General features: G+C 69.4%; 21 protein-coding genes and 1 riboswitch. Of the genes, 13 read left to right on the top strand and 8 right to left on the bottom strand.

The genetic code is table 11. The annotated features are described in order from the left end of the window. Positions 1-178: 178 nt before the first annotated feature. Positions 179-1,354 carry a DNA-processing protein DprA gene (dprA, locus tag EIP85_RS09965; protein ID WP_127902041.1) on the bottom strand — a complete coding sequence of 392 codons (1,176 nt, stop codon included), beginning with the start codon at positions 1,352-1,354 and terminating at the stop codon, positions 179-181. 164 nt (positions 1,355-1,518) lie between these two features. After that, positions 1,519-2,940: a metalloprotease TldD gene (tldD, locus tag EIP85_RS09960; protein WP_127902040.1), complete on the bottom strand. Its 1,422-nt coding sequence runs from the start codon at positions 2,938-2,940 to the stop codon at positions 1,519-1,521. A 178-nt stretch (positions 2,941-3,118) separates the two neighbouring features. On the opposite strand from tldD, the gene coxB reads away from it, so the two are divergent. The 9 genes from coxB to EIP85_RS09920 all read left to right on the top strand — a co-directional run bounded on the left by coxB (position 3,119) and on the right by EIP85_RS09920 (position 10,625). Then, positions 3,119-4,090, top strand: a complete 972-nt coding sequence (gene coxB / locus EIP85_RS09955) for a cytochrome c oxidase subunit II (RefSeq protein ID WP_127902039.1) — start codon at positions 3,119-3,121, stop codon at positions 4,088-4,090. A 45-nt stretch (positions 4,091-4,135) separates the two neighbouring features. Next, entirely contained in the window at positions 4,136-5,068 is a 933-nt protein-coding gene (gene cyoE, locus EIP85_RS09950; RefSeq protein WP_127902038.1) for a heme o synthase, read from the top strand. Beyond that, positions 5,068-5,241 carry a hypothetical protein gene (locus tag EIP85_RS22765; protein ID WP_164871691.1) on the top strand — a complete coding sequence of 58 codons (174 nt, stop codon included), beginning with the start codon at positions 5,068-5,070 and terminating at the stop codon, positions 5,239-5,241. Before cyoE ends, EIP85_RS22765 begins: the two co-directional genes overlap by 1 nt. Then, positions 5,238-5,798: a cytochrome c oxidase assembly protein gene (locus EIP85_RS09945; protein ID WP_127902037.1), complete on the top strand. Its 561-nt coding sequence runs from the start codon at positions 5,238-5,240 to the stop codon at positions 5,796-5,798. The genes EIP85_RS22765 and EIP85_RS09945 overlap by 4 nt, the downstream gene beginning before the upstream one ends. Next, the gene (locus tag EIP85_RS09940; RefSeq protein WP_127902036.1) at positions 5,788-6,609 is read left to right on the top strand and encodes a cytochrome c oxidase subunit 3; all 822 of its coding nucleotides are present in this window, start codon (positions 5,788-5,790) and stop codon (positions 6,607-6,609) included. The genes EIP85_RS09945 and EIP85_RS09940 overlap by 11 nt, the downstream gene beginning before the upstream one ends. Before the next feature lie 98 nt (positions 6,610-6,707). After that, positions 6,708-7,385: an SURF1 family protein gene (locus EIP85_RS09935; protein ID WP_127902035.1), complete on the top strand. Its 678-nt coding sequence runs from the start codon at positions 6,708-6,710 to the stop codon at positions 7,383-7,385. A gap of 11 nt (positions 7,386-7,396) precedes the next feature. Beyond that, positions 7,397-8,782 carry a threonine synthase gene (gene thrC, locus EIP85_RS09930; protein ID WP_127902034.1) on the top strand — a complete coding sequence of 462 codons (1,386 nt, stop codon included), beginning with the start codon at positions 7,397-7,399 and terminating at the stop codon, positions 8,780-8,782. After that, on the top strand, positions 8,779-10,041 hold the full coding sequence (locus tag EIP85_RS09925; RefSeq protein ID WP_127902033.1) for a M16 family metallopeptidase: 1,263 nt from the start codon (positions 8,779-8,781) through the stop codon (positions 10,039-10,041). The genes thrC and EIP85_RS09925 overlap by 4 nt, the downstream gene beginning before the upstream one ends. Further along, a complete protein-coding gene (locus tag EIP85_RS09920) occupies positions 10,041-10,625 on the top strand; it encodes a GNAT family N-acetyltransferase (RefSeq protein ID WP_127902032.1) in 585 nt (194 codons plus the stop codon). The genes EIP85_RS09925 and EIP85_RS09920 overlap by 1 nt, the downstream gene beginning before the upstream one ends. Positions 10,626-10,691: 66 nt before the next feature. Here EIP85_RS09920 and EIP85_RS09915 read toward each other — a convergent pair whose 3' ends face one another. From EIP85_RS09915 to EIP85_RS09905, 3 genes are all read right to left on the bottom strand, one after another. Then, positions 10,692-11,591 (bottom strand): DMT family transporter, encoded by a 900-nt coding sequence (locus tag EIP85_RS09915; protein ID WP_127902031.1) that lies wholly within the window; start codon positions 11,589-11,591, stop codon positions 10,692-10,694. Between the two features lie 2 nt (positions 11,592-11,593). Continuing rightward, complete coding sequence (locus tag EIP85_RS09910; RefSeq protein WP_127902030.1) at positions 11,594-13,012, bottom strand: FAD-binding oxidoreductase; 1,419 nt, start codon at positions 13,010-13,012, stop codon at positions 11,594-11,596. Between the two features lie 61 nt (positions 13,013-13,073). Further along, positions 13,074-13,619 (bottom strand): DUF1697 domain-containing protein, encoded by a 546-nt coding sequence (locus tag EIP85_RS09905; RefSeq protein WP_164871690.1) that lies wholly within the window; start codon positions 13,617-13,619, stop codon positions 13,074-13,076. A 151-nt stretch (positions 13,620-13,770) separates the two neighbouring features. Between EIP85_RS09905 and EIP85_RS09900 the strand changes: the two genes are divergently transcribed. Next, the gene (locus EIP85_RS09900; RefSeq protein ID WP_127902028.1) at positions 13,771-14,376 is read left to right on the top strand and encodes an inner membrane-spanning protein YciB; all 606 of its coding nucleotides are present in this window, start codon (positions 13,771-13,773) and stop codon (positions 14,374-14,376) included. Between the two features lie 13 nt (positions 14,377-14,389). Here EIP85_RS09900 and EIP85_RS09895 read toward each other — a convergent pair whose 3' ends face one another. After that, positions 14,390-15,157, bottom strand: coding sequence for a methyltransferase family protein (locus tag EIP85_RS09895; protein ID WP_127902027.1), 768 nt, complete (start codon positions 15,155-15,157; stop codon positions 14,390-14,392). Positions 15,158-15,314: 157 nt separating this feature from the next. After that, positions 15,315-15,393: riboswitch (SAM riboswitch) on the top strand. 54 nt (positions 15,394-15,447) lie between these two features. On the opposite strand from EIP85_RS09895, the gene metZ reads away from it, so the two are divergent. Together metZ and folE2 are read left to right on the top strand one after the other, a co-directional pair. Further along, a complete protein-coding gene (gene metZ, locus EIP85_RS09890; RefSeq protein ID WP_127902026.1) occupies positions 15,448-16,629 on the top strand; it encodes an O-succinylhomoserine sulfhydrylase in 1,182 nt (393 codons plus the stop codon). Positions 16,630-16,741: 112 nt separating this feature from the next. Continuing rightward, complete coding sequence (gene folE2, locus EIP85_RS09885; protein ID WP_127902025.1) at positions 16,742-17,839, top strand: GTP cyclohydrolase FolE2; 1,098 nt, start codon at positions 16,742-16,744, stop codon at positions 17,837-17,839. Between the two features lie 79 nt (positions 17,840-17,918). On the opposite strand, the gene EIP85_RS09880 is transcribed toward folE2, so the two are convergent. Further along, positions 17,919-19,790: a serine protease gene (locus EIP85_RS09880; RefSeq protein ID WP_127902024.1), complete on the bottom strand. Its 1,872-nt coding sequence runs from the start codon at positions 19,788-19,790 to the stop codon at positions 17,919-17,921. Between the two features lie 173 nt (positions 19,791-19,963). Between EIP85_RS09880 and EIP85_RS09875 the strand changes: the two genes are divergently transcribed. Next, positions 19,964-20,893 carry a glycine--tRNA ligase subunit alpha gene (locus EIP85_RS09875; protein ID WP_127902023.1) on the top strand — a complete coding sequence of 310 codons (930 nt, stop codon included), beginning with the start codon at positions 19,964-19,966 and terminating at the stop codon, positions 20,891-20,893. A gap of 17 nt (positions 20,894-20,910) precedes the next feature. Here the strand turns inward: EIP85_RS09875 and EIP85_RS09870 are convergent, their stop codons facing one another. After that, a complete protein-coding gene (locus EIP85_RS09870) occupies positions 20,911-21,543 on the bottom strand; it encodes a MarC family protein (RefSeq protein ID WP_127902022.1) in 633 nt (210 codons plus the stop codon). Between the last annotated feature and the right edge of the window lie 69 nt (positions 21,544-21,612).

The raw sequence follows: 21,612 nt of genomic DNA, 5'->3' as shown, positions 1-21,612 counted from the left end.
CTTCGGCGGCGGCGCAACATGTGGGCGATGGCTTGGCAATGTCAATGGAGGGGGCGCGAGGAGGCTGCCGGGGCGTACCGTTTCGGCACCGCTTTCGCACCGTAAAAGCACCGTATTGCGGGACGCCGGTCAGGACTCTCGCGCAACGCTTTCGGTCCCCGGCGCCGGATGGGCCCCGCTAGTTCGGCCGCGAAAGCAGGCCGCCGGGCTGGCGCAGGATGCGGCCGGCGAGTTCCAGCGTCACCAGTTCCGGCGCGACCGCGGCGGCGGGCAGGGCGAGGTCGCGGATCAGCTGATCCTCGGCCAGCGGGCTGGGGCCGAGCCGGTCGAGGATCTGGCGGTGAAGGGCTGCGATCTCGCGCAGCGCGGGCGAGGGCGCGCGGCGGCGCTTCGGCGGGACGGAGGCTGCGGCGGCAGCGGCGGGACGGGCCGCGACGGCGGGGGAGGGGCGCAGGGGCGCGGCGGCCGTCAGCGCCTCGATCACGTCCTCTGCCGAGCGGACCAGCGTGGCGCCGTCGCGGATCAGCAGGTTGCAGCCGCCGGAGCGGGCATCGAACGGGTGGCCGGGCACGGCGAGGACCTCGCGCCCCTGGTCGAGCGCGTTGCGCGCCGTGATCAGGCTGCCGGAGCGCGATGCGGCCTCGACCACCACGACGGCGCGGGAGAGGCCGGAGATCAGCCGGTTGCGCAGCGGGAAGTGGCGTGGCGCTGGCTGCAGGCCGATCGGCTGTTCGGACAGGCGGCAGCCGGTCTCGCCGATCCGGCGGGCGAGATCGGCGTTCTCGGCCGGGTAGAGCACGTCGAGGCCGCCGGCCTGGACGGCGACCGTGGCCCCGGGCAGCGCCGCCTCATGCGCGGCGGCGTCGATGCCGCGGGCGAGGCCGGAGACCACGGTGAAGCCGGCCTCGCGCAGCTCGCCCGCCAGGCGGCGGGCGATGCGCAGCCCGAGGCTGGAGGCGTTGCGGGCGCCGACAAGGCCGACCATCGGGCGGGCGAGCACGGCGGGGTCGCCGAGCATCCAGACGAGCGGCGGCGCGTCGGGCAGTTCGGAGAGCGGCGCAGGATAGGCCAGCATGTCGGAGGTGACGAGCCGGGCGCCCAGGCGGTTGCCGGCGGCGATCTCGGCCGCGGCGGTTTCCGGCGGGCAGGGGGCGTAATCGGCGAGGCCGGCGGCGCTGGCGATCCCGGGCAGCGCGTCGAGCGCGGCCGAGGCGCTGCCGTGCTCGGCGATCAGGCGCCAGTAGGTGACCGGGCCGATACGGGGGGAACGAATGAGGCGAAGCCGGTTCAGGGCATCGTCCGCCGGGGTGGCTGGGGTGCAGGGTGTGGATCCGGTGAACCGCCCGTCTGCCATCGTGGCCTCGCCTCATTCGCGATTCGCAGGTTGCGTGCGGAAGGTTAACGGGTCGTAAACGGATGTTGGGGAGGGGCCCGGCCCGATACAGCGTCGCGCAGCGACACCGGGCCAGCGCCCATCCGCCCCAAAGGGCGGGCGCTGACCTTCCCCGGTGCAGGGTCTCAGGCGGCGGAGCCGCCCACCGTCAGGCCGCCGATCAGCAGCGTGGGCTGGCCGACGCCCACCGGCACCCATTGCCCGGCCTTGCCGCAATTGCCGATGCCGGGGTCGAGCGCCATGTCGTTGCCGATGGCGCGGACGTGTTTCATCGCGGTCGCGCCGTCGCCGATCAGCGTCGCGCCCTTCACGGGCGCACCGACACGCCCGTTCTTCACCCGGTAGGCCTCGGTGCAGGAGAAGACGAACTTGCCGTTGGTGATGTCGACCTGCCCGCCGCCGAAGCCCACGGCGTAGATCCCGTCCTTCAGCCCGGCGAGGATGTCGGCCGGGTCGGCGTCGCCGCCCAGCATGTAGGTGTTGGTCATCCGCGGCATCGGCGTATGGGCGAAGCTTTCGCGCCGCCCGTTGCCGGTGGGGGTCACGCCCATCAGCCGGGCGTTCTGGCGGTCCTGCATGTAGCCGACGAGCACGCCGTCCTCGATCAGCACGTTCTTGCCCGAGGGCGTGCCCTCGTCGTCGACCGAGATCGAGCCGCGCCTGTCGGGGATGGTGCCGTCGTCGAGAATCGTCACGCCCTTCGCCGCCACCTGCTGGCCCATCAGCCCGGCGAAGGCCGAGGTGCCCTTGCGGTTGAAATCGCCCTCCAGCCCGTGGCCCACGGCCTCGTGCAGCAGGACCCCCGGCCAGCCGGGGCCGAGGACCACGTCCATCACCCCCGCCGGGGCCGGTTCGGCCTCGAGGTTGACCAGCGCGATGCGCAGCGCCTCACGCGCGGTCGCCTGCCAGTGATCACGCGTGAGCAGCGCGTCGAGCCCGGTGCGGCCGCCGCCGCCGGTGCCGCCGGATTCCCGCCGGCCACCCTGTTCGACGATGACTGAGACATTTAGCCGCGCCATCGGGCGGATGTCCGCCAGGCGCTGCCCGTCGGGGCGCAGAATCTCCACCTCCTGCAGCCCCGCTGCGATGGTGGCGGAGACCTGGACCACCCTGGGGTCGAGGGCGCGGGCGTAGGCGTCGATCTCGCGCAGGACCTCGACCTTGGCGGCGAAGGTGGCGCCGGCGATCGGGTCGGCATCGGTGTAGAGCCGGCGGTTGGTTCCAAGCGGCGGATCGGCCAGCGTGCCGCCGCCGTCACCCACCGCGAGACGGGCGGTTTCGGCCGCGCGGCGCAGGGCATTTTCGGTCAAATGCGTGGAATGGGCATAGCCGCAGACCTCGCCCTTCACCGCCCTCAGGCCGAAGCCCTCGGAGGCGTCGTAGGAGGCGTTGCGGATGCGTCCGTCGTCCAGCACGAGCGCCTCCGAGCGGCGCCGTTCGAGGAACAGCTCGCCATCCTCGGCGCCCAGCGTTGCGGCCTGGAGCACCTTCAGCGCCTGCCCCTCGTCCAGGTGGGTCTCGAAGGGACGGAAGCTGTCCTGCGTCATGAATTGCCCTTTCGCCTGTCGTTGATCCCGGTCAAGTGGCGGCCGTTTGCCGCAACAGTTTTGCTTGTCGGATACGCCGTAATATGGTTTCTCGGAAAGCACAAACAATGGGAGGCGGGGCAGCCAAGACCGTGCCCCGAGGCGGCCCTGAAGGCCGCATAGGAAACGGGAAGACATGATGCGGACCACGACCCTCACCGCGGGCCTCGCCGCGGGTTTCGGCGCAGCCCTCGCCCTCTTCGCAACGGCTGCCACCAGCGTCGCCCAGACCACCCTGCCGGCGATCGGCAAGCCGACGGACGGCGCGGTGGGCTTCCAGCCGGCGGGGACCGAGGTGGCCACGCGGCTTCAGGGGCTGGAGCATTTCATCACCTGGATCATGGCCGTGATCGTCCTCTTCGTGACGGCGCTCCTGCTCTATACTATCGTGCGCTACAACCGGCGGGCCAATCCCAAAGCCGCGAGCTTCACCCACAACTCGCCGCTGGAGATCGCCTGGACGCTGATTCCGATCGTGATCCTCGTCGTTATCGGCGCCTATTCGCTGCCCGTTCTTTTCCTCGAGGAGGAGATCCCGAAGCAGCCCGACATCACGATCCGCGCCACCGGCAACCAGTGGTACTGGCATTACGACTACATGGCCGCGAACACGACCAAGGCGAAGGCCGAATTCGGCTTTGACAGCTACATGATCGGCAGCCCGGCCTCGATCTCGGCGGCGGACGACAAGGCGGGGGTCAAGCCCTACATCCTGAACGACGCGATGCGCGCGAAGCTGCAGAAGGCGGGCTATACGCCGGACGAGTTCAAGCTGGCCGTCGACAATCCCGTGGTCGTGCCCGTCGGCAAGACCGTGGTGGTGCAGGTGACCGGCGCCGACGTCATCCATTCCTGGAAGGTTCCGGCCTTCGGGGTGATGCAGGATGCGGTGCCCGGCCGGCTTGCCGACGTGTGGTTCAAGGCCGACAAGGAAGGCATCTACTTCGGCCAGTGCTCCGAGCTCTGCGGCAAGGACCATGCCTTCATGCCGATCGAGGTGAAGGTGGTGAGCGAGGCGGAATACCAGGCCTGGCTCGGCAAGGCCAAGCAGCTCTTCGCCGAGGCGGCGCCCGAAGTGTCGGCCCCGGTCCAGGTTGCCTCGGCCGACTGAGCCGGATAAGCGCGCGCATTCGATGAAGCGCGAGCGGAGAATGAGATGAGCGACGTCCAGACCTACGATCAGCACGGAGAGGCGGGCTTCGGCGATTATGTCCTGCTGCTGAAGCCGCGGGTGATGTCGCTCGTCGTCTTCACCGCGCTGGTCGGGCTTCTGGTCGCGCCGGTCCATATGAACCCGGTTCTGGCGGTGGCCTCGGTCCTGTTCATCGCGCTGGGCGGCGGCGCCTCGGGCGCGCTGAACATGTGGTGGGACGCGGACATCGACATCCGCATGCGGCGGACGCGGAACCGCCCCGTCCCCTCCGGCAAGGTCGAGGCGCGCGAGGCCCTGGCGATCGGGCTGGCCCTGTCGCTGATCTCGGTCGCGATGCTGTCGCTGGTGGCGAACCTCGTCGCCGGCGCGCTTCTGGCCTTCACCATCTTCTTCTACGCCGTGGTCTATTCGATGCTGCTGAAGCGGACGACGCCGCAGAACATCGTGATCGGCGGCGCGGCGGGGGCCTTTCCGCCGATGATCGGCTGGGCCTGCGCCACCGGCGACGTGAGCCTGCAGAGCATGCTGATGTTCGCGCTGATCTTCATGTGGACGCCGCCGCATTTCTGGTCGCTCGCGCTGTTCATGAAGGACGACTATTCCAACGCCGGCGTGCCGATGCTGACCGTCACCCACGGCCGCAAGTCGACCCGCCGCCACATCATGGCCTACACGGTCCTGCTGGCGCCGGTCTCGCTCGCCGCCGGGTTCACCTCGATCGGCGGGCCGGTCTACCTGGCCTCGGCGGTGGTGCTGAACGCGATCTTCCTGATGGGCGCCTGGTCGATCTGGCACCGCGACGAAGCCGTGGCCGAGGCCGACGGCTACGCGGTGGAGAAGCGGGTCTTCAAGTTCTCGCTGCTCTACCTCTTCCTGCATTTCGTGGCGCTGCTGGCTGAGGCCGTGCTGCACGCCGCCGGACTGGGGGGCTGGTGATGCCGCTGGCGGAGGAACACGAGATCCACAAGCGCCGGCTGGGCCGGAACCTCGGGATCGGGCTGTCGCTGATGGCCTTCGTGCTGATCGTCTTCGCCGTGACCGTCGTGAAGGTCGCCGAGGCGCCGCAGCCGGGCCATGTCGCGGCGCAGTTCCTGGGGGCCAAGCAATGAGCGGCGGGTTCCTGAGGGCCTTCGGCGCGCTTCTGGTCGTGGCGCTCTGCGCCGGAACGGCGGCCTGGGCGGCATGGCCGCGCATCGCGGCGCTGACCGGGGCGGGGACCGCCAATCCGCTTGGGCCGCGGCTGACCATCCGGCTGGCCTCCGGCGACGCGGCGGGGAGCCCCTGGGCCCTGCATCCGCTGAACGACAGGGTGCACCTGCGGCTGGGCGAGACGGCGACGACCTTCTACGAGGCCGACAACGCGACGGCGCGCAAGATCACCGGACATACCGCCTATGACGTGACGCCGGCGGCAGCGGAGAAATACGTCGTCCGCATCGGCTGCGGCTGCCGGGCGGAGCAGGCGCTCGGCCCGCATCAGACGCTGGACATGCCGGTGAGCTTCTACGTCGATCCCGCGATCGCGAGGGATCCGAAGCTCGCCCATCTGAAGACCATCACTCTTTCCTTGAGCTTCAACGAGGCGAAAACGCCCGAACGGCAGGCGGCCTTGCCGCTTCCGCCGACCCTTTCAACTGAGCCGACGAGGGATCGCCATGGCGCATGAGAAGAACCACGACTACCAAATCCTGCCACCGTCGATCTGGCCCTTCCTGGGTGCGGTCGGCGGGTTCACGATGCTGTTCGGCGCGGTCCTCTGGATGCACAAGGTGCCGGGGCTTCACCCCTGGGTCTTCATCATCGGGGCGCTGATCGTGCTTTACACCATGTACGGGTGGTGGTCGGACGTGATCCGCGAAGGCAACGCGCATGAGCATACGCCGGTGGTGCGGATCAGCCTGCGCTACGGCTTCATCATGTTCATCATGTCCGAGGTGATGTTCTTCTCGGCCTGGTTCTGGACCTTCATCAAGCACGCGATGTACCCCGGCGGGCCGATGGAGCCCGCGGCCTTCCACGTCTGGCCGCCGGCCGGGATCGACACCTTCGACCCCTGGCACCTGCCGATCATCAACACGCTGATCCTTCTGTGCTCCGGCGCCGCCGCGACCTGGGCGCACCATGCTCTGGTGCATGAGAACAACCGCAAGGACCTGGTCAACGGTCTGATCCTCGCCATGGTGCTGGGCGCGCTCTTCACCGTGCTGCAGGCCTACGAGTATTCCAGCGCCACCTTCGGCTTCGCCGGCAACATCTACGGCGCCTCGTTCTTCATGGCGACGGGCTTCCACGGCGCCCACGTGATCATCGGGACGATCTTCCTCGGCGTCTGCCTGATCCGGGCGCTGAGGGGCGATTTCACGCCGACCGAGCATGTCGGCTTCGAGGCCGCGGCCTGGTACTGGCACTTCGTCGACGTGGTGTGGCTGTTCCTCTTCGCGCTGGTCTACATCTGGGGCGGCAACGGCCTCGGCTGAGCCATCGCGCCGCCGGGGCGCATTGACCCGGGCGGAGGAGTGACCGAGAAAGCGCGGGGCCGCCTGGGCCGCGCGCTTTTTCCTTTCCCGAGGAGGCGATGATCCGCCGCTATATCTTTCCGGTGCTCTTGGGCCTTGTCGGCTGCGGGATCCTCGTCGGGCTCGGGGTCTGGCAGCTGGAGCGGCTGGGCTGGAAGGAGCGCCTGCTGGCCGAGATCCGCGGGAGGATCGACGCAGCCCCGGTGGCGCTGCCGGCCCATCCCGATCCGGCCCGCGACCGTTACCTGGCGGTGGTGGCCAAGGGCCATGTCGGGCAGAGGGAACTGCATGTGCTGACCGGCACGGTGCTGGGCGGGCCGGGCTACCGGATCGTCTCGCCCTTCACGCTGGGCGATGGGGAGCGGGTGCTGGTCGACCGCGGGTTCGTGCCGCAGGACAAGGCGGGCGCGGTGCGGCCCGGCTATGACACGACGCTTGTCGGCAACCTCGACTGGCCGCGGGAGACGGATTCCTTCACCCCGAAGCCGGATCTGAAAAACAACATCTGGTTCGCCCGCGACGTGGATGCGATGGCGAAGGCGCTGAAGACGCGGCCGCTGCTGATCGTGGCGAAGACGGAACCGGGGGAGGCGGCCTATGTGCAGCCGATCCCGGTCGACACCCACGGCATTCCCAACGACCATCTCAACTACGCCATCACGTGGTTTTCCCTGGCCCTTTGCTGGCTGGGGATGACAGGGCTGCTGCTGTGGCGTATCAGGCGGAAACAAGTCTAGAGTTCGGCGAAATGAATTACATCTCCACCCGTGGCACGGCCCCCGTTCTGAGTTTCGAAGAGGCGATGCTGGCCGGGCTCGCACGCGACGGCGGGCTTTACGTGCCCGAGGCGGTGCCGGTGCTGAGCCGGGGCGAGATCGCCGCGCTGGCGGGGCTGAGCTACGAGGACGCAGCCTTCAGGATCATGCGGCCCTTCATCGGCGCGACCTTCGGCGATGCCGAGTTCCGGGCGCTGATCGCCAAGGCCTATGCGGGCTTTGGCCATGCCGCCCGCGCGCCGCTGGTGCAGATCGCGCCCAACCATTTCCTGCTGGAGCTGTTCCACGGGCCGACGCTGGCCTTCAAGGACTTCGCCATGCAGCTGATCGGCCAGCTCTTCCAGGCCGCGCTTGGCCGCTCGGGGCGGCGGGTGACGATCGTGGGCGCGACCTCGGGCGACACCGGCTCGGCCGCGATCGAGGCGTTCCGGGGCCTCGACAACGTCGATGTCTTCATCCTTTTCCCCAAGGGCCGGGTGAGCGAGGTCCAGCGCCGGCAGATGACGACGCCGTCGGAGGCGAATGTCCATGCCATCGCGGTGGAGGGCGATTTCGACACCTGCCAGGCGCTGGTCAAGGACATGTTCAACGACTTCGCCTTCCGCGACGCGGTGGGGCTTGCCGGCGTGAACTCGATCAACTGGGCGCGGGTGCTGGCGCAGGTGGTCTATTACTTCACCGCCGCCGTCAGCCTCGGCGCGCCGGAGCGGAGGGTGAGCTTCACCGTGCCCACCGGCAATTTCGGCGACATCTTCGCGGGCTATATCGCGCGGACCATGGGCCTGCCGATCGACCGGCTGGTGGTGGCGACGAACCAGAACGACATCCTGCACCGCGCGCTGAGCCGGGGGGATTACACGCCCGACGGGGTGAAGCCCTCGATCAGCCCGTCGATGGATATCCAGGTCTCCTCCAACTTCGAACGCGCGCTGTTCGACGCCTATGGCCGCGACGGCGCCGCCGTGGCGCAGCTGATGGCGGAACTGAAGGCCGGCGGCTTCTCCATCAGCCAGGGCGCGCTGGAGAAGCTGCGCGAGACGTTCCTGTCGGGCCGCGCCTCTGAGGCCGAGACGGAGGCCACGATCCGCCGCCTGCACCAGACGACGGGCGAGGTGATCTGCCCGCACACGGCGGTGGGCGTGAAGGTGGCCGAGGGGCATCTGGGCGCGGTGCCGATGGTGACGCTTGCCACCGCGCACCCGGCCAAGTTCCCCGATGCGGTGGAGCGTGCGACCGGCCTGCGCCCGGGCCTGCCGGAGCGGATGGCCGATCTTTTCGAGCGCCCCGAACGGATGACGGAGGTAGCCAATGACCTCGGCGCCCTGGAGGCGCTGATCCGGGAAAGGACCGGCCGATGAGTGCGCGACTGACCACGCTGCCGAACGGGCTGCGCATCGTGACCGAGGCGATGCCCTCGCTGAAGTCTGCCTCGATCGGGGTCTGGGTGACGGCGGGCGGGCGGCATGAGCGCGTCGAGCAGAACGGGATCGCGCATTTCCTTGAACACATGGCGTTCAAGGGCACGAAGAGGCGCAGCGCGCTGCAGATCGCCGAGGCGATCGAGGATGTGGGCGGCTACATCAACGCCTATACCTCGCGCGAGATGACGGCCTATTACGCCCGGGTGCTGGCCGAGGACGTGCCGCTCGCGCTCGACGTGATCGGGGATATCGTGCTGAACCCGGTCTTCGATCCGCGCGAGATCGAGGTGGAGCGCCACGTGATCCTGCAGGAGATCGGGCAGGCGCTCGACACGCCCGACGACGTGATCTTCGACTGGCTGCAGGAAGCGGCCTATCCCGACCAGCCCTTCGGCCGCTCGATCCTCGGGCCCGCCGAGCGGGTTCGCGGCTTCCGGCGCGACGATCTTTCGTCCTTCGTGGGCGAGCATTACGGGCCGGACCAGATGATCCTGTCCGCCGCCGGCCTGATCGACCACGACGAGATCGTGAAGATGGCCGGGGATCTTTTCGGGGATCTGAAGCCGGTGGGTGAGGCCGCGCTGCATCCTGCGGCCTTCGCCGGCGGCGAGCGGCGCGAGCTGAAGGAGCTGGAGCAGGTGCATTTCGCGCTGGCCTTCGAGGCGCCGCGCTACCGCGACGAGGCGATGTACACCAACCAGGTCTTCTCCACCGCGCTTGGCGGGGGCATGTCCTCGCGCCTGTTCCAGCGGATCCGGGAGGAGCGCGGGCTCTGCTATTCGATCTTCTCGCAGTCGGGCGCCTATGAGGACACCGGCATGTTCACGATCTACGCCGGCACCTCCGCCGACGAGATCGCGGAGCTGGCAGGGCTGACGGTGGACGAGCTGAAGCGCGCGGCCGACGACATGTCGGAGGCCGAGGTGGCCCGTGCCCGGGCGCAGATGAAGGCCGGGATGCTGATGGGGCTGGAAAGCCCCTCGGCCCGGGCCGAGCGGATGGCGCGGGTGCTGGCGATCTGGGGCCGGGTGCCGGATGTCGAGGAAGCCGTCGCCCGCATCGACGCGGTGACGGTGGAACAGGTCCGGGCGCAGGCGGCGCAGATGACCCAGACCGACCGTGTGGCACTGGCGCTTTACGGGCCGGCGGGCGCGGCGCCCGGGCTTGACGGGCTGCTGCGGAGGCTGGCCGCCTGATGTGGCCTCAGGGCCGCAAGCTCAGGCTCGAGACGGAGCGGCTGACGCTGCGGCTGCCGCAGCATGCCGACTATCTGGCCTGGTCGGGGCTGCGCCGCGACTCCGAGGGGTTCCTGCAGCCCTGGGAGCCGACCTGGGCGGAGGACCACCTGTCGCGGCGGGCCTTCACCAACCGGGTCTACTGGGCCTCGCGCGCGCGGCGCAATGGCACGGCCCTGCCGGTGTTCCTGATCCGGCGGTCGGACCAGCAGCTTCTGGGCGCGATCACGCTGGACAACATCCGGCGGGGGCCGGCGCAGGCCGGTACGCTGGGCTACTGGATCGGCCAGCCCTTCGCGCGGCAGGGCTTCATGCGCGAGGCGCTGGAGGCGGTGGTGCATCACGCCTTCACCCGGCTCGACCTGTCCAGGCTGGAAGCGGCCTGCCTGCCGGAGAACGCCGCCTCGCGCGGGGTGCTGGAGAAATGCGGGTTCAAGTACGAGGGCGTGGCGCAGAGCTACCTGCAGATCAACGGCCGCTGGCGCAACCACGTGCTTTACGCCAACCTTCGCAATGACCGGCGGGGCCGCACCGGGATCGGCTGACGAGCAGGTGCCCCGGCCCGAGACAGCGGGCGTCAGCCCGCCGGGCGCTGGCCCTCTGCGCCGCGCTTACCCGGCGACCTCGACCAGCACCGCGCCGCCGGCGATCAGAGCCATCAGCAGAAGCCGCCGGGGCCCGACCTTCTCGCCCAGCAGGATCCATCCGATGACGGCGGCCCAGACCGTCGATGTCTCGCGCAGAACGGCGGCCTGGCCGACATTGTCGAGCCGCGTCGCCATCATGATCGAGCCGAAGCTGAACCAGGCCACCACCGCGCCGACCAGCCCGCGCCGGACCAGCGGCACGAATTCCGCCATCGGCAGCGCGCGCCAGCGGCGGTTGGTCAGCACCGGCATGAAGATCCCGTCGATGGTGAAGAACCAGGCGAGGAAGGTGAACGGGTCCGCCGCCGCGCGGATGCCGTAGGCGTCGTAGGTGGTGTAGAGCGCGACGAAGCCGCCGGTCATCACCGCCAGCGCCAGCGCGGGCACCAGCGTGTGCCGGTCGACCACGACATGGCGCAGGTTGTAGAGCGCGAGGCCGAGGATGCCGCAGACCAGCATTAGCACGCCGCCCCACTGGCCCGGTGTGAAGAGTTCCCCGAAAACGAAGCCGGAGGCGGCGACGGTGAAAAGCGGCCCGGTGCCGCGCACAACCGGGTAGACCACGGTATAGGCGCCGCGCGAATAGGCCATGGCCTGCAGCAGCTTGTAGCCAACATGGATGAAGAAGGCCCCCGCCAGCAGCAGCCACAGCCGGTGGCTGGGCCAGGGCACGACGAAGAGCGCCAGCGGCAGCGACATGATCCCGTAACAGCCGTCGATCGCGGCGCGGCTCAGCCAGGGGTCGTGGCGGCCCTTCTGCAGGGCGCCGAAGATGGCGTGCAGCACCGCCGCCAGCAGCGCGAGGCCGAGCGCGGTCAGATGGCCCGCATGGGTGCCCTGCAGGGACGCGAAGAAGGTGGCCAAGATCAGACCTCGCGCAGGACGGCGCCGGGATTGAGGATGCCCAGCGGATCGAAGGCCTCCTTGATCCGCCGCATCAGGGCCAGTTTCACCGGATCGCCGTAGCGCTCCAGGTCGTCGACCTTCAGCCGGCCGATGCCATGCTCGGCGCTGACCGAGCCGCCCATCTCCGCCACCATGTCGTGGATCAGGCGCGTGCCCTCGGCCCGGCGGTCGTCGTATTCCGCCCGGTCGCGGCCCTTCGCGGGAAACAGGTTGTAATGCAGGTTGCCGTCGCCGAGATGGCCGAAGCAGTTGATGCGCCAGTCATGCGCGGCGCGGAGCGCCTTGCCCGCGCGTTCGATGAAGGCCGGAAGCTCGCCCAGCGGCAGCGAGATGTCGTGCGAGGCGATGGCGCCGATCTTGCGGTTGGCGGTCGGGATCTCCTCCCGCACCGCCCAGAAGTCCTGCCTTTGCGCTTCCGACTGCGCGATCACCCCGTCGGAGACGAGGCCGGCCTCGGCCCCGGCGGCGAAGACACCCTCCAGCGCGGCCGCGACGTCCTGCCCGCGCGGCAGGCCGATGTCGATCAGCACGGTCCAGTCCGGGGGCGTGGCGAAGGGCTGGCGGACATCGGGCAGCACCTCGGTCAGGAAGTCGAAACCGGCGCGGCCGATCAGCTCGAAGGCGGTCACCCCCTCGCCCAGCCGGTCGCGGGCGAGCGCGAGAAGCTTCAGCGCCGCGGCGGGGCTTTCGACCACCAGCATCGCCGCGCCCGTCTCCGCCGGGATGGGCGAGAGCTTCAGCGCCGCGGCGGTGATGATGCCCAGCGTTCCCTCTGAGCCGACGATCAGGTCGCGCAGGTCGTAGCCGGTGTTGTCCTTCCGGAGCCGCTTCAGCCCGTGGAAGATCGTGCCATCCGCCAGCACCGCCTCGATCCCCAGGCAGAGCTCGCGCGCATTGCCGTAGCGCAGCACGTTCACGCCCCCGGCGTTGGTGCCGAGGTTGCCGCCGATCCGGCAGCTTCCCTGCGAGGCGAGCGTCAGCGGGAAGAGCCGGTCGGCCGCCTCCGCCGCGGCATGGACATCGGCGAGGATCGCGCCGGCCTCGGCGATCAGCACGTTTTCCTCCGGGTAGACCGCGCGGATCGCCGTCATCCGTTCGAGCGAGAGGACCAGCGGCGCGGGCGCCTCGGGCGCGATCACCTGGCCGCCGACCAGCCCGGTGCCCCCGGCGCGCGGCACGATGCCGACGCGGGCCTCGGCGCAGAGGCGGACGACCGCCGCCGCCTCCTCGACCGAGCGGGGCGCGGCCACGGCGCCGGCATGGCCGTGGTAGCGGCCGCGCGGTTCTTCCAGATAGGCGGGGGTGACCGGGCGAAGGCAGCCCTCGGGCAGCTCCGCCGCGAGCCGGGCGGTGAAGGCGGGATCGGCGGGATTCAGCATGGGCGTCTCCTTCGCCCCGATGAAGCATGCGCGGGGCGGGGCCGCAAGGCCCTGAAAAGGCTCAGCGCGCGCGGGCGAGCGCCGCAATGGCCAGCGTACTCCGCAGATTGCGGGCCGTGGCGGGGCCGGGCAGGTGCCGCGACAGCTTCGCCGCCAGCTCCGACCGGCCGATGCCTGCGGGGGCGTGCAGGAAGAGCGTGCGGCCCCGCACGGCGACGCGCTCGCCATTGCGGGCCAGCGCCTCGATCGGGGTCAGGTCGAGCCCGTCGAGGGGCCCTTCGGTGAAGAAGAGATGCACGGTCTGGCCCTGCTCTGCCGGCACCGGGAAGGGGTTTGCGGCCAGCGCCGCCTCCATCTCTCCCAGCGTCAGCAGAAGCACGGCGGGGCGGAAGCCATGCGCCTCGGCTATGGCGGCGGCGATGGCGGGCGCGAGCGTCCCGGCGGGCGCGGCGCTGCGGAAGACGGCGTTGCCGCTCTGGATATAGGTTGCCACGCTTTCGCAGCCGAGCTTTCCCAGCAGCGCCCGGAATGCGGCCATCGGCAGCTTGCCCGCGCCGCCCACGTTGATCCCGCGCAGGAGCGCGATCCAGACCTCGGTCCTTGGCACCTGGCCCCCTCCCGCTTCTTCCTGGTCCCAATACTCCGGCAGCCTCGCCGCTGTCGCGCCGCCGGGCAAGCCCCCGCCGCTCCGCCGATTGCGACTGGCTTTTGGGCGCCGGACTGCCTAGCTAGGGGGAGGGCAGGCAAAGGCGGTGGCGATGCGAGAGAAGAAGCTCAACCCGGTTGCGAAGCTGGTGATCGAACTGGCGCCGATCGCGGCCTTTTTCGTCGCGTATTCGCGGATGAAGGGCGAGCACTTCCTGATCGCGGGCACCAGCTACAACGCCTTCATCGTCATCACGGCGGCCTTCATCCCGCTGATGATGCTGTCCACCGGGCTGCTCTGGGTCCTTACGGGCAAGCTGTCGAAGATGCAGATCGCGACGCTGGTGCTGGTCGTCGTCTTCGGCGGGCTGTCGGTCTGGTTCAACGACGAGCAGTTCTTCAAGATGAAGCCCACGATCATCTACCTGCTGTTCGGCGGCATTCTCGGGGTCGGGCTGCTCAGGGGCGAGAGCTACCTGAAGCTGGTGATCGAGGAGGTGCTGCCCATGAAGCACGAGGGCTGGATGATCCTGACCAAGCGGATCTGCCTGTTCTTCTTCGCGCTGGCCGCGGCGAACGAGGTGGTCTGGCGCACAATGTCCACCGCCGAGTGGGTGACGTTCAAGACCTTCGTGCTGACCGCCGCGCTCTTCGTCTTCTTCATGGGGCAGGGGCGCCTCATGCAGAAATACGCGGTGGAGGAGGAGGCGGGGGACTAGGCCCCGCCCGCCGTCACCAGAGACCGGGGATCAGCCGCCAGGGCGTGGCGCGCTTGTAGGCGGAATAGCCGGGCAGGGCGCCCTCCAGGAATCGTTCCTCGATGCCGATGCGCAGCGCGAGCGTCATGCCCACCATGGCGGTGATGGCGACGCCGATCACGCTTCCCAGCACCAGCGAGGCGCAGAGCTGGTAGGCGATGGCGACCGAGTAGAACGGGTGGCGCACCAGCGCGTAGGCGCCGGTGTCGACGACGCGGTGGGCGCGCTCTTCCTGCAGGCAGACGCAGGGCGCCAGGTAGGGGTTGTCGCGCATGGTGCGGTAGCCGGCCCAGGTGATCGCCGGGATCAGCAGCAGCGCCATCACCCGCAGCTCGGTCGGGACCGTCCACCAGTGGATATGGCCCGCGTCGCGGCCGACGACCCAGGCCCAGCCGAGCATCAGCGCCGAATGGGCAGGCACGAAGATCCGGTCGGCCAGCGGCTGGTCGGGCGGCGCAAGCTGGGTGCGCGAGGCCAGAAGCCCCGGCGCGTGGACCGCGAGCACGGCGACCGCGGGCAGGAAGGACGCCGCGGCGACGGCCAGCAGCACCCAGGCCCATTCCCAGTCGAAGGTTCCCGCGCCCGAGAGCAGGAGCCCCGCGATCAGCGCGGTCTCCGCGAGCACGACGAGAAGGATCCTGCCGGCGGTGCGGGCAGGTGTATCGGCGACGCGCGCCGGGTCGGGGAAGGTGTGGTCCTGTCGCAGGGGTCCTGGGTCCGTCCTGTTGCCTTTGGCCGCCATGATGCGGCCGCATCCGGGTCATGTGACGGGTTCGGCGCCGGCTGGCAAGTCTGTCGGGCGGGAGGGGGCGCACGAAACCGTTACGCGTGGCCGTTCGGCACGGCTTTCGCCAACGTGACGGGGCCAAAATGTTGACGCGCGCCGGCGGAGGGCGTATTCGGCGCCCCGTGGCGATTTGTTCACCGGATTGCGGGCCACGTTAAACATTCCGCTAAAGAGGGTAGGGACAGGACCCCCACGCCTCGTTCGCGGTGGGGGTTTTTTTGTTGCGCGCGGAAAGGGCCAAGCGAATGACGAAGGATTGGAAGCTGGCAACGAAGCTGGTGCATGAGGGCTCGCGCCGCAGCCAGTACGGCGAGATGGCCGAGGCGATCTTCCTGACCCAAGGCTTCGCCTACGACAGCGCCGAGCAGGCCGAGGCGCGCTTCATCAAGGCCGGCGAGGACGAGTTCATCTATGCCCGCTACGGCAACCCGACGGTGCGGATGTTCGAGGACCGGATCGCCGCCGTCGAGGGCACGGAGGACGCCTTTGCCACCGCCTCGGGCATGGCGGCGGTGAACGGTGCGCTGACCTCGATGCTGAAGGCGGGGGATCACGTCGTCTCTGCCCGCGCGCTCTTCGGGTCCTGTCTTTATATCCTGGAGGATATCCTCGGCCGTTTCGGGGTGGAGGTGAGCTTCGTCGACGGCACCGATCTGGACCAGTGGCGCGCGGCCGTGCGGCCGGACACCAAGGCGGTGTTCCTCGAGTCGATGTCGAACCCGACGCTGGAGATCGTCGACATCAAGGCCGTGGCCGAGATCGCCCATGCCGTCGGTGCGACGGTGGTGGTCGACAATGTCTTCGCCACGCCCGTCTTCTCGCGCGCGGTGGAGCTGGGCGCCGATGTCGTCGTCTATTCCGCGACCAAGCATATCGACGGGCAGGGCCGCGCGCTGGGCGGCGTGATCTGCGGCACGCGGGAATTCGTGCGCAAGGTGGCGGAACCCTATCTGAAGCACACCGGCGGCTCGATGAGCCCGTTCAACGCCTGGCTGATGCTGAACGGGATGCAGACGCTGGGCCTGCGCTGCCGCGCGATGGCGGAAAGCGCCGCGTCGATCGCGTCCGGCCTCGAGGAGGACGCGCGGCTGTTGCGGGTGATCTACCCGGGGCTTGCGAGCCATCCGCAGCATGCGCTGGCCTCCACCATGCTCACGGCCCCCGGCACGATGCTGGCGATCGACGTCAAAGGCGGAAAGGATGCCGCTTTCAGACTGCTGAACGCGCTGGAAATCTGGAAGATCTCCAACAACCTCGGCGATGCGAAGTCGATTGCCACCCATCCGGCGACCACGACCCATCAGCGGCTGCCGGAGGCGCAGAAGGCGAAGCTCGGCATCACGCCGGGGCTGATCCGGCTGAGCGTGGGGCTGGAGGATGCCGGCGATCTGCTGGCCGATCTGAAGCGCGGCCTCGACGCGATCTGATCGGGGCCGGCTGATCCGGGGCCGCCGATCCTGCGTAAAGGATGAGGCGGCGCTGGAAACCGGGGCACTGAGGCCCATTTATGTGGGGCACGACCGCCAGGGGAGATGTGCGATGAACGTCCACATGCCGGAGCAGGAACGCAAACCGAACCGCAAGGACGCTGAACGCGCGCTGGCGGTGCTGAAGCAATGGGCGGGCGCGGCCAGCGATGCCGAGATCGCCGGGCTCGACCCGGCGGCACGCGGTCTGCTGGCGGGCGCCGATCTTTATCCCGCGCTCAGCCGCAGCTATCCCGACGGATTCGAGGCCGACGCGGCCTATCGCGCCACGCTGCCGGACTTGCAGAACGGCCCGGCGAGCCTGATCGTCGGCGCGAAGACGCAGATCCAGCATGTCGGCATCTCGAACTTCCGGCTGCCGATCCGCTTCCATTCCCGCGGCCAGGGCGACCTGACGCTGGAGACCTCGGTCACGGGCACGGTGAGCCTGGAGGCCGAGAAGAAGGGCATCAACATGTCCCGCATCATGCGGAGCTTCTATGCCCATGCCGAGCGGACGTTCAGCTTCGAGGTGATCGAGCACGCGCTCGAGGACTACAAGACCCACCTCGAAAGCTTCGACGCGCGGATCCAGATGCGGTTTTCCTTCCCGATGAAGCTGACCTCGCTGCGCTCGGGGCTTGCGGGCTACCAGTATTACGACATCGCGCTGGAGCTGGTGGACCGGGGCGGGGTGCGCAAGAAATTCATCCATCTCGACTACGTCTATTCCTCGACCTGCCCCTGCTCGCTGGAGCTGTCCGAACATGCCCGGCGGGAGCGCGGGCAGCTGGCGACGCCGCATTCGCAGCGCTCGGTGGCGCGGATCTCGGTCGAGGTGAAGGACGGGCACGACTGCCTGTGGTTCGAGGACCTGGTGGAGATCTGCCGCCGCGCGGTGCCGACCGAGACCCAGGTGATGGTGAAGCGCGAGGACGAGCAGGCTTTCGCGGAGCTGAACGCCGCCAATCCGATCTTCGTCGAGGACGCGGCGCGGAGCTTCGCGGCGGAGCTTCTGGCCGACGACCGGGTGGGCGATTTCCGCGTGGTGGCGAGCCACCAGGAGAGCCTGCATTCGCATGACGCGGTTTCGGTGCTGACCGAGGGGCCGAGCTTTGCCTGCGACAGCCTCGACCCGCGGCTCTTCGGGACGCTGTTCCACGTCGGGTGACGGGGGGGGTGCGCAATGAATGCGCACCCTACCGGTTAGGCTCTTGCCCGATGCGTGGCGCAACGCGCCACCGGGCAGCTCACTTCCAGCAGGACACCAGCACGGTCATCTTGCGGCCGAGGGCGGCGAGGTCCTCGGGGTCCATCGCCTGACCGGGCTGGGCCTCGGCCGGGGTGATGCCCTGGGCCTGAAGCGCCTTGGCGATCGGGCCAGCGCCGACGGCGAGGGCGACCGATTTCGGCAGCACTTTCGTTGCGTCCGAGGGCGGCGGCAGCAGCATTCCCACCAGCGCCCCGCTCGGGTCCAGCACCGGCCCGCCCGCGTCGCCCGGCAGCGCCGAAAGCGAGAGGCGGCGGAGGTCGGCCTCGCCGTTCAGGCCGGTGCCCGCCTCGAAGCTGCCGAAGGTCATCGCCGCGGCGATCAGCTGGCCACCGTAGGAATAGCCGGCGGCGGCGATGCGCGCCGCCGGGCCGGGGGCGGCCTGCGAGAACTGCGCGAAGGCCTGCGGCGCCAGCGGCTCTGCCGGTTTGAGCAGCGCGATGCCGAGGCTGTCGTCACGGAACGCGAGGCTGGCCTTGTGCCCGTCGCCGAAGCTGAGCGCGCCGCAGTTTTTCAGAACGTCGGTCGTCGTCAGCACGTCGCCGCCGGCGTCGACGAAGAAGCCCGAGCGTGCCACCACCGGCTTGCGCCGGGCCAGCCCGGCGACCATCCCGCTTTTCTGCCCTGCCGTCAGCGGCACCATCGAGCCGTCGAGCGATTGCGGACCGGTCGAGCGGAAGCTCGCCTTCATTTCGGCGAGGGCATGGGCCATGCGGGCGTCGCCGGCGGGCTTCCAGGAGACCAGGTAGCCCTTCACCGCGCCGTCCACCAGCTCGGCATGGGCGAAGGCATGCAGGCTGTCGCTCTGCCCGGAGATGTCGAAGCTGCGGCCGTTCAGGTCGCGCTGCCCGTTCCGCGGCATGATGGCGAGGCTTTGCAGCAGGTCGTAGAGGCCCGAGAGCGTCGCCCGGTCGCCCGGCGCGGAGATCAGCGAGATCTGGACGCCGCTGTCGCCTTCGGCCGTGTAATGCGCGAAGGGCGGCTGGTAGCCGGCGAAATGGACCAGGGCCAGCGGCAGGTCGATGTCGATGCCGGCATTGGAGTCACTGACCGCCTTCAGCCCCAGCGCGGCCTGCTCGGAATGGTAGCCGTCAAGAAGCGCCTTGCGCTGGCGGGCGGTCAGGATGCCAGTGTCGTCGAAGGCGTGCTCGCGCTGCCAAGCGGCCATGGCGGTGCGGGTGCCGGGGCCGAAATCGCCGTCGATCGGCCCGCCGTAATCGCCGTACCAGACGAGCGCGTTCTGAATCTCCATCCGGTCGTCGCGGCTCAGCAGGGCTTCGGCCTGGCGCGCCTCGGCCGGGGTCTGCTGCGGCAGGCCGGCGATCTGCGCGGCGTCCTGCGTGCCGGTCTGGGCCGCCGTTTGGGTTCCCGTCTGATCCGCCGTCTGGGCGGGCGTCTGCGTGCCGGCCTGATCGCCGGTCTGCGCGGTGCCGGGGGCGGGTGCGAGCGGGCTCACGTCGACCTGGGCGCCCGCCGTGGCGCCGTTCGCGCTGCCGTCACCCGAGCCGGGGGGCCAGAATTTCTGGCCGTAATCGCTGCCGTCGACGACATAGCTGTCGCTCGGGATCGCGCCGGTGCCGCGCAGCTGGGCGAGATCGGCATAGGCCTGATCCCGCGAATAGGGGCCGAGCGCGATGGCGAACCAGCCCGAGGGCAGGCGGTAGCCTACCACGTCCGGCAGGCGGGCGGCGAAGGCCCGGGCGTTGGCCTCGGCGGTGGGAAGGTCGGGGCGGGCCTCGATCTGGACCCATGCGCCGGTCCGGGCGCCGGTCTGGTCCGCGCTCTGGGCGGCGGCGGCCGATGCGATGCCAGCGAAGGCCAGGGCGAATACCGTCAGGAAAATTCTTTTCATTGCGTCAGAAACTCCGGCCCTCGAAAACGTCCAATCCCGGGCGCGACCCTAGCAGCTTGCCGCCGGGTTGCACCCCGAAGCGGGGCCAATAATCCGTGTGCGGTGCAGGGATGCCGCAATTGACCCCGGCCCGCCGCGCGCCTATTCAGAGGCCGCTTTTCCGGAGGTGGGTGATGGCCGCGACACATGGCGTTCCGCGCAGTTTTCAGGAGGTGATCCTCCGGCTTCAGGGCTACTGGGCCTCGAAGGGCTGTGCGGTCCTGCAGCCCTATGACATGGAGGTGGGCGCGGGAACCTTCCATCCGGCGACGACGCTGCGGAGCCTCGGCACCCGGCCCTGGGCTGCGGCCTATGTCCAGCCCTCGCGCAGGCCGACCGACGGGCGCTACGGCGAGAACCCGAACCGGATGCAGCACTATTATCAGTACCAGGTGCTGATCAAACCCTCGCCGCCCGATCTGCAGGCGCTCTACCTCGGCTCGCTGGAGGCTATCGGGATCGACACCGCGCTGCATGACATCCGCTTTGTCGAGGACGACTGGGAAAGCCCGACGCTGGGCGCCTGGGGCCTGGGCTGGGAGGTCTGGTGCGACGGCATGGAGGTTTCCCAGTTCACCTATTTCCAGCAGGTCGGCGGGCATGACTGCCACCCGGTCTCGGGCGAGCTGACCTACGGGCTGGAGCGGCTGGCGATGTATGTCCTTGGCATCGACCACGTGATGGAGATGCCGTTCAACGATCCGGCCGCGCCGATCCCGCTGAGCTATGGCGACATCTTCCGCCAGACGGAGCAGGAATATTCCCGCTGGAACTTCGACCAGGCCGATACCGCGATGCTGCTGAAGCATTTCGAGGATGCCGAGGCGGAGTGCGACCGGATCCTGACGGCGGAGCCGGAGGATGCGGCGGGCCGGCGGATCGTGATGGCGCATCCCGCCTATGACCAGTGCATCAAGGCCAGCCATCTGTTCAACCTGCTCGACGCGCGCGGCGTGATCTCCGTCACCGAGCGGCAGGCCTATATCGGCCGGGTGCGGGCGCTTGCGAAGCGCTGCGCCGATGCCTTCGTGACCACCGAAGCCGGCGGGGGCGTCACCGGGTGAGCGCGCTGAGCGCCCTCTCAGCCGAGGCCCGGCAGAACCGCCTTCAACCCGGCGGCGGCCATCCCGACGGCGATGGCGAGAAGGATCATGCCCATCAGGCGGCTCATGATCACGCGCAGCGTCTGCGAGAGATAGCGGCCCAGCGTCGCACCGAACCAGAAGACGAGGCCGAGCGACAGCAGCACACCCGCCAGGGCGAGGCCGAGCGCGGCAAGCTGCGCCGGGCCCTGCGCCTGGCCGAGGAACACGACCAGCGTGGTGATCGTGCCGGGGCCGACCAGCATCGGGAAGGTCATCGGGTAGAAGGCGATGGAGTCGAGCTGGGCATGTTCCTCCTGCTCCGCGGCAGAGCCGTGATGCGAGGGGCTCTGCCCGCCGTTCAGCAGCCCGATGGCGATCATGCCCAGCACCAGCCCGCCGGCGACGCGGAAGTCATCGACGCTGACGCCGAAGAAGGCGAGGATGCGCTGGCCCGCGAGGACCACGACCACGCACATCGCGGCGCTGTAGGCGGTGATGCGCAGCGCGGTGCGCCTTTGCGCCGCCGCGCCGAGCGTGTCGGTCAGGCCAAGGAAGATCGGCAGGTTCACGAAGGGGTTCATGACCGCGAAGAGCGCGCCCAGAACCTTGACGAGAAACGCAATATCCATCGCTTGCTCCGCATGTCCCCGGCCGGGGTAGCATCCGGGCCGCGCGCGGCCAAGCCCGCCGGGAGGATC

Source organism: Solirhodobacter olei (assembly GCF_004010155.1).
In the GTDB taxonomy this organism is placed as follows: Bacteria; Pseudomonadota; Alphaproteobacteria; order Rhodobacterales; family Rhodobacteraceae; genus Solirhodobacter; species Solirhodobacter olei.
Note: the sequence above shows the minus strand (reverse complement) of the source record. Positions and strands in the feature narration are given on the sequence as shown.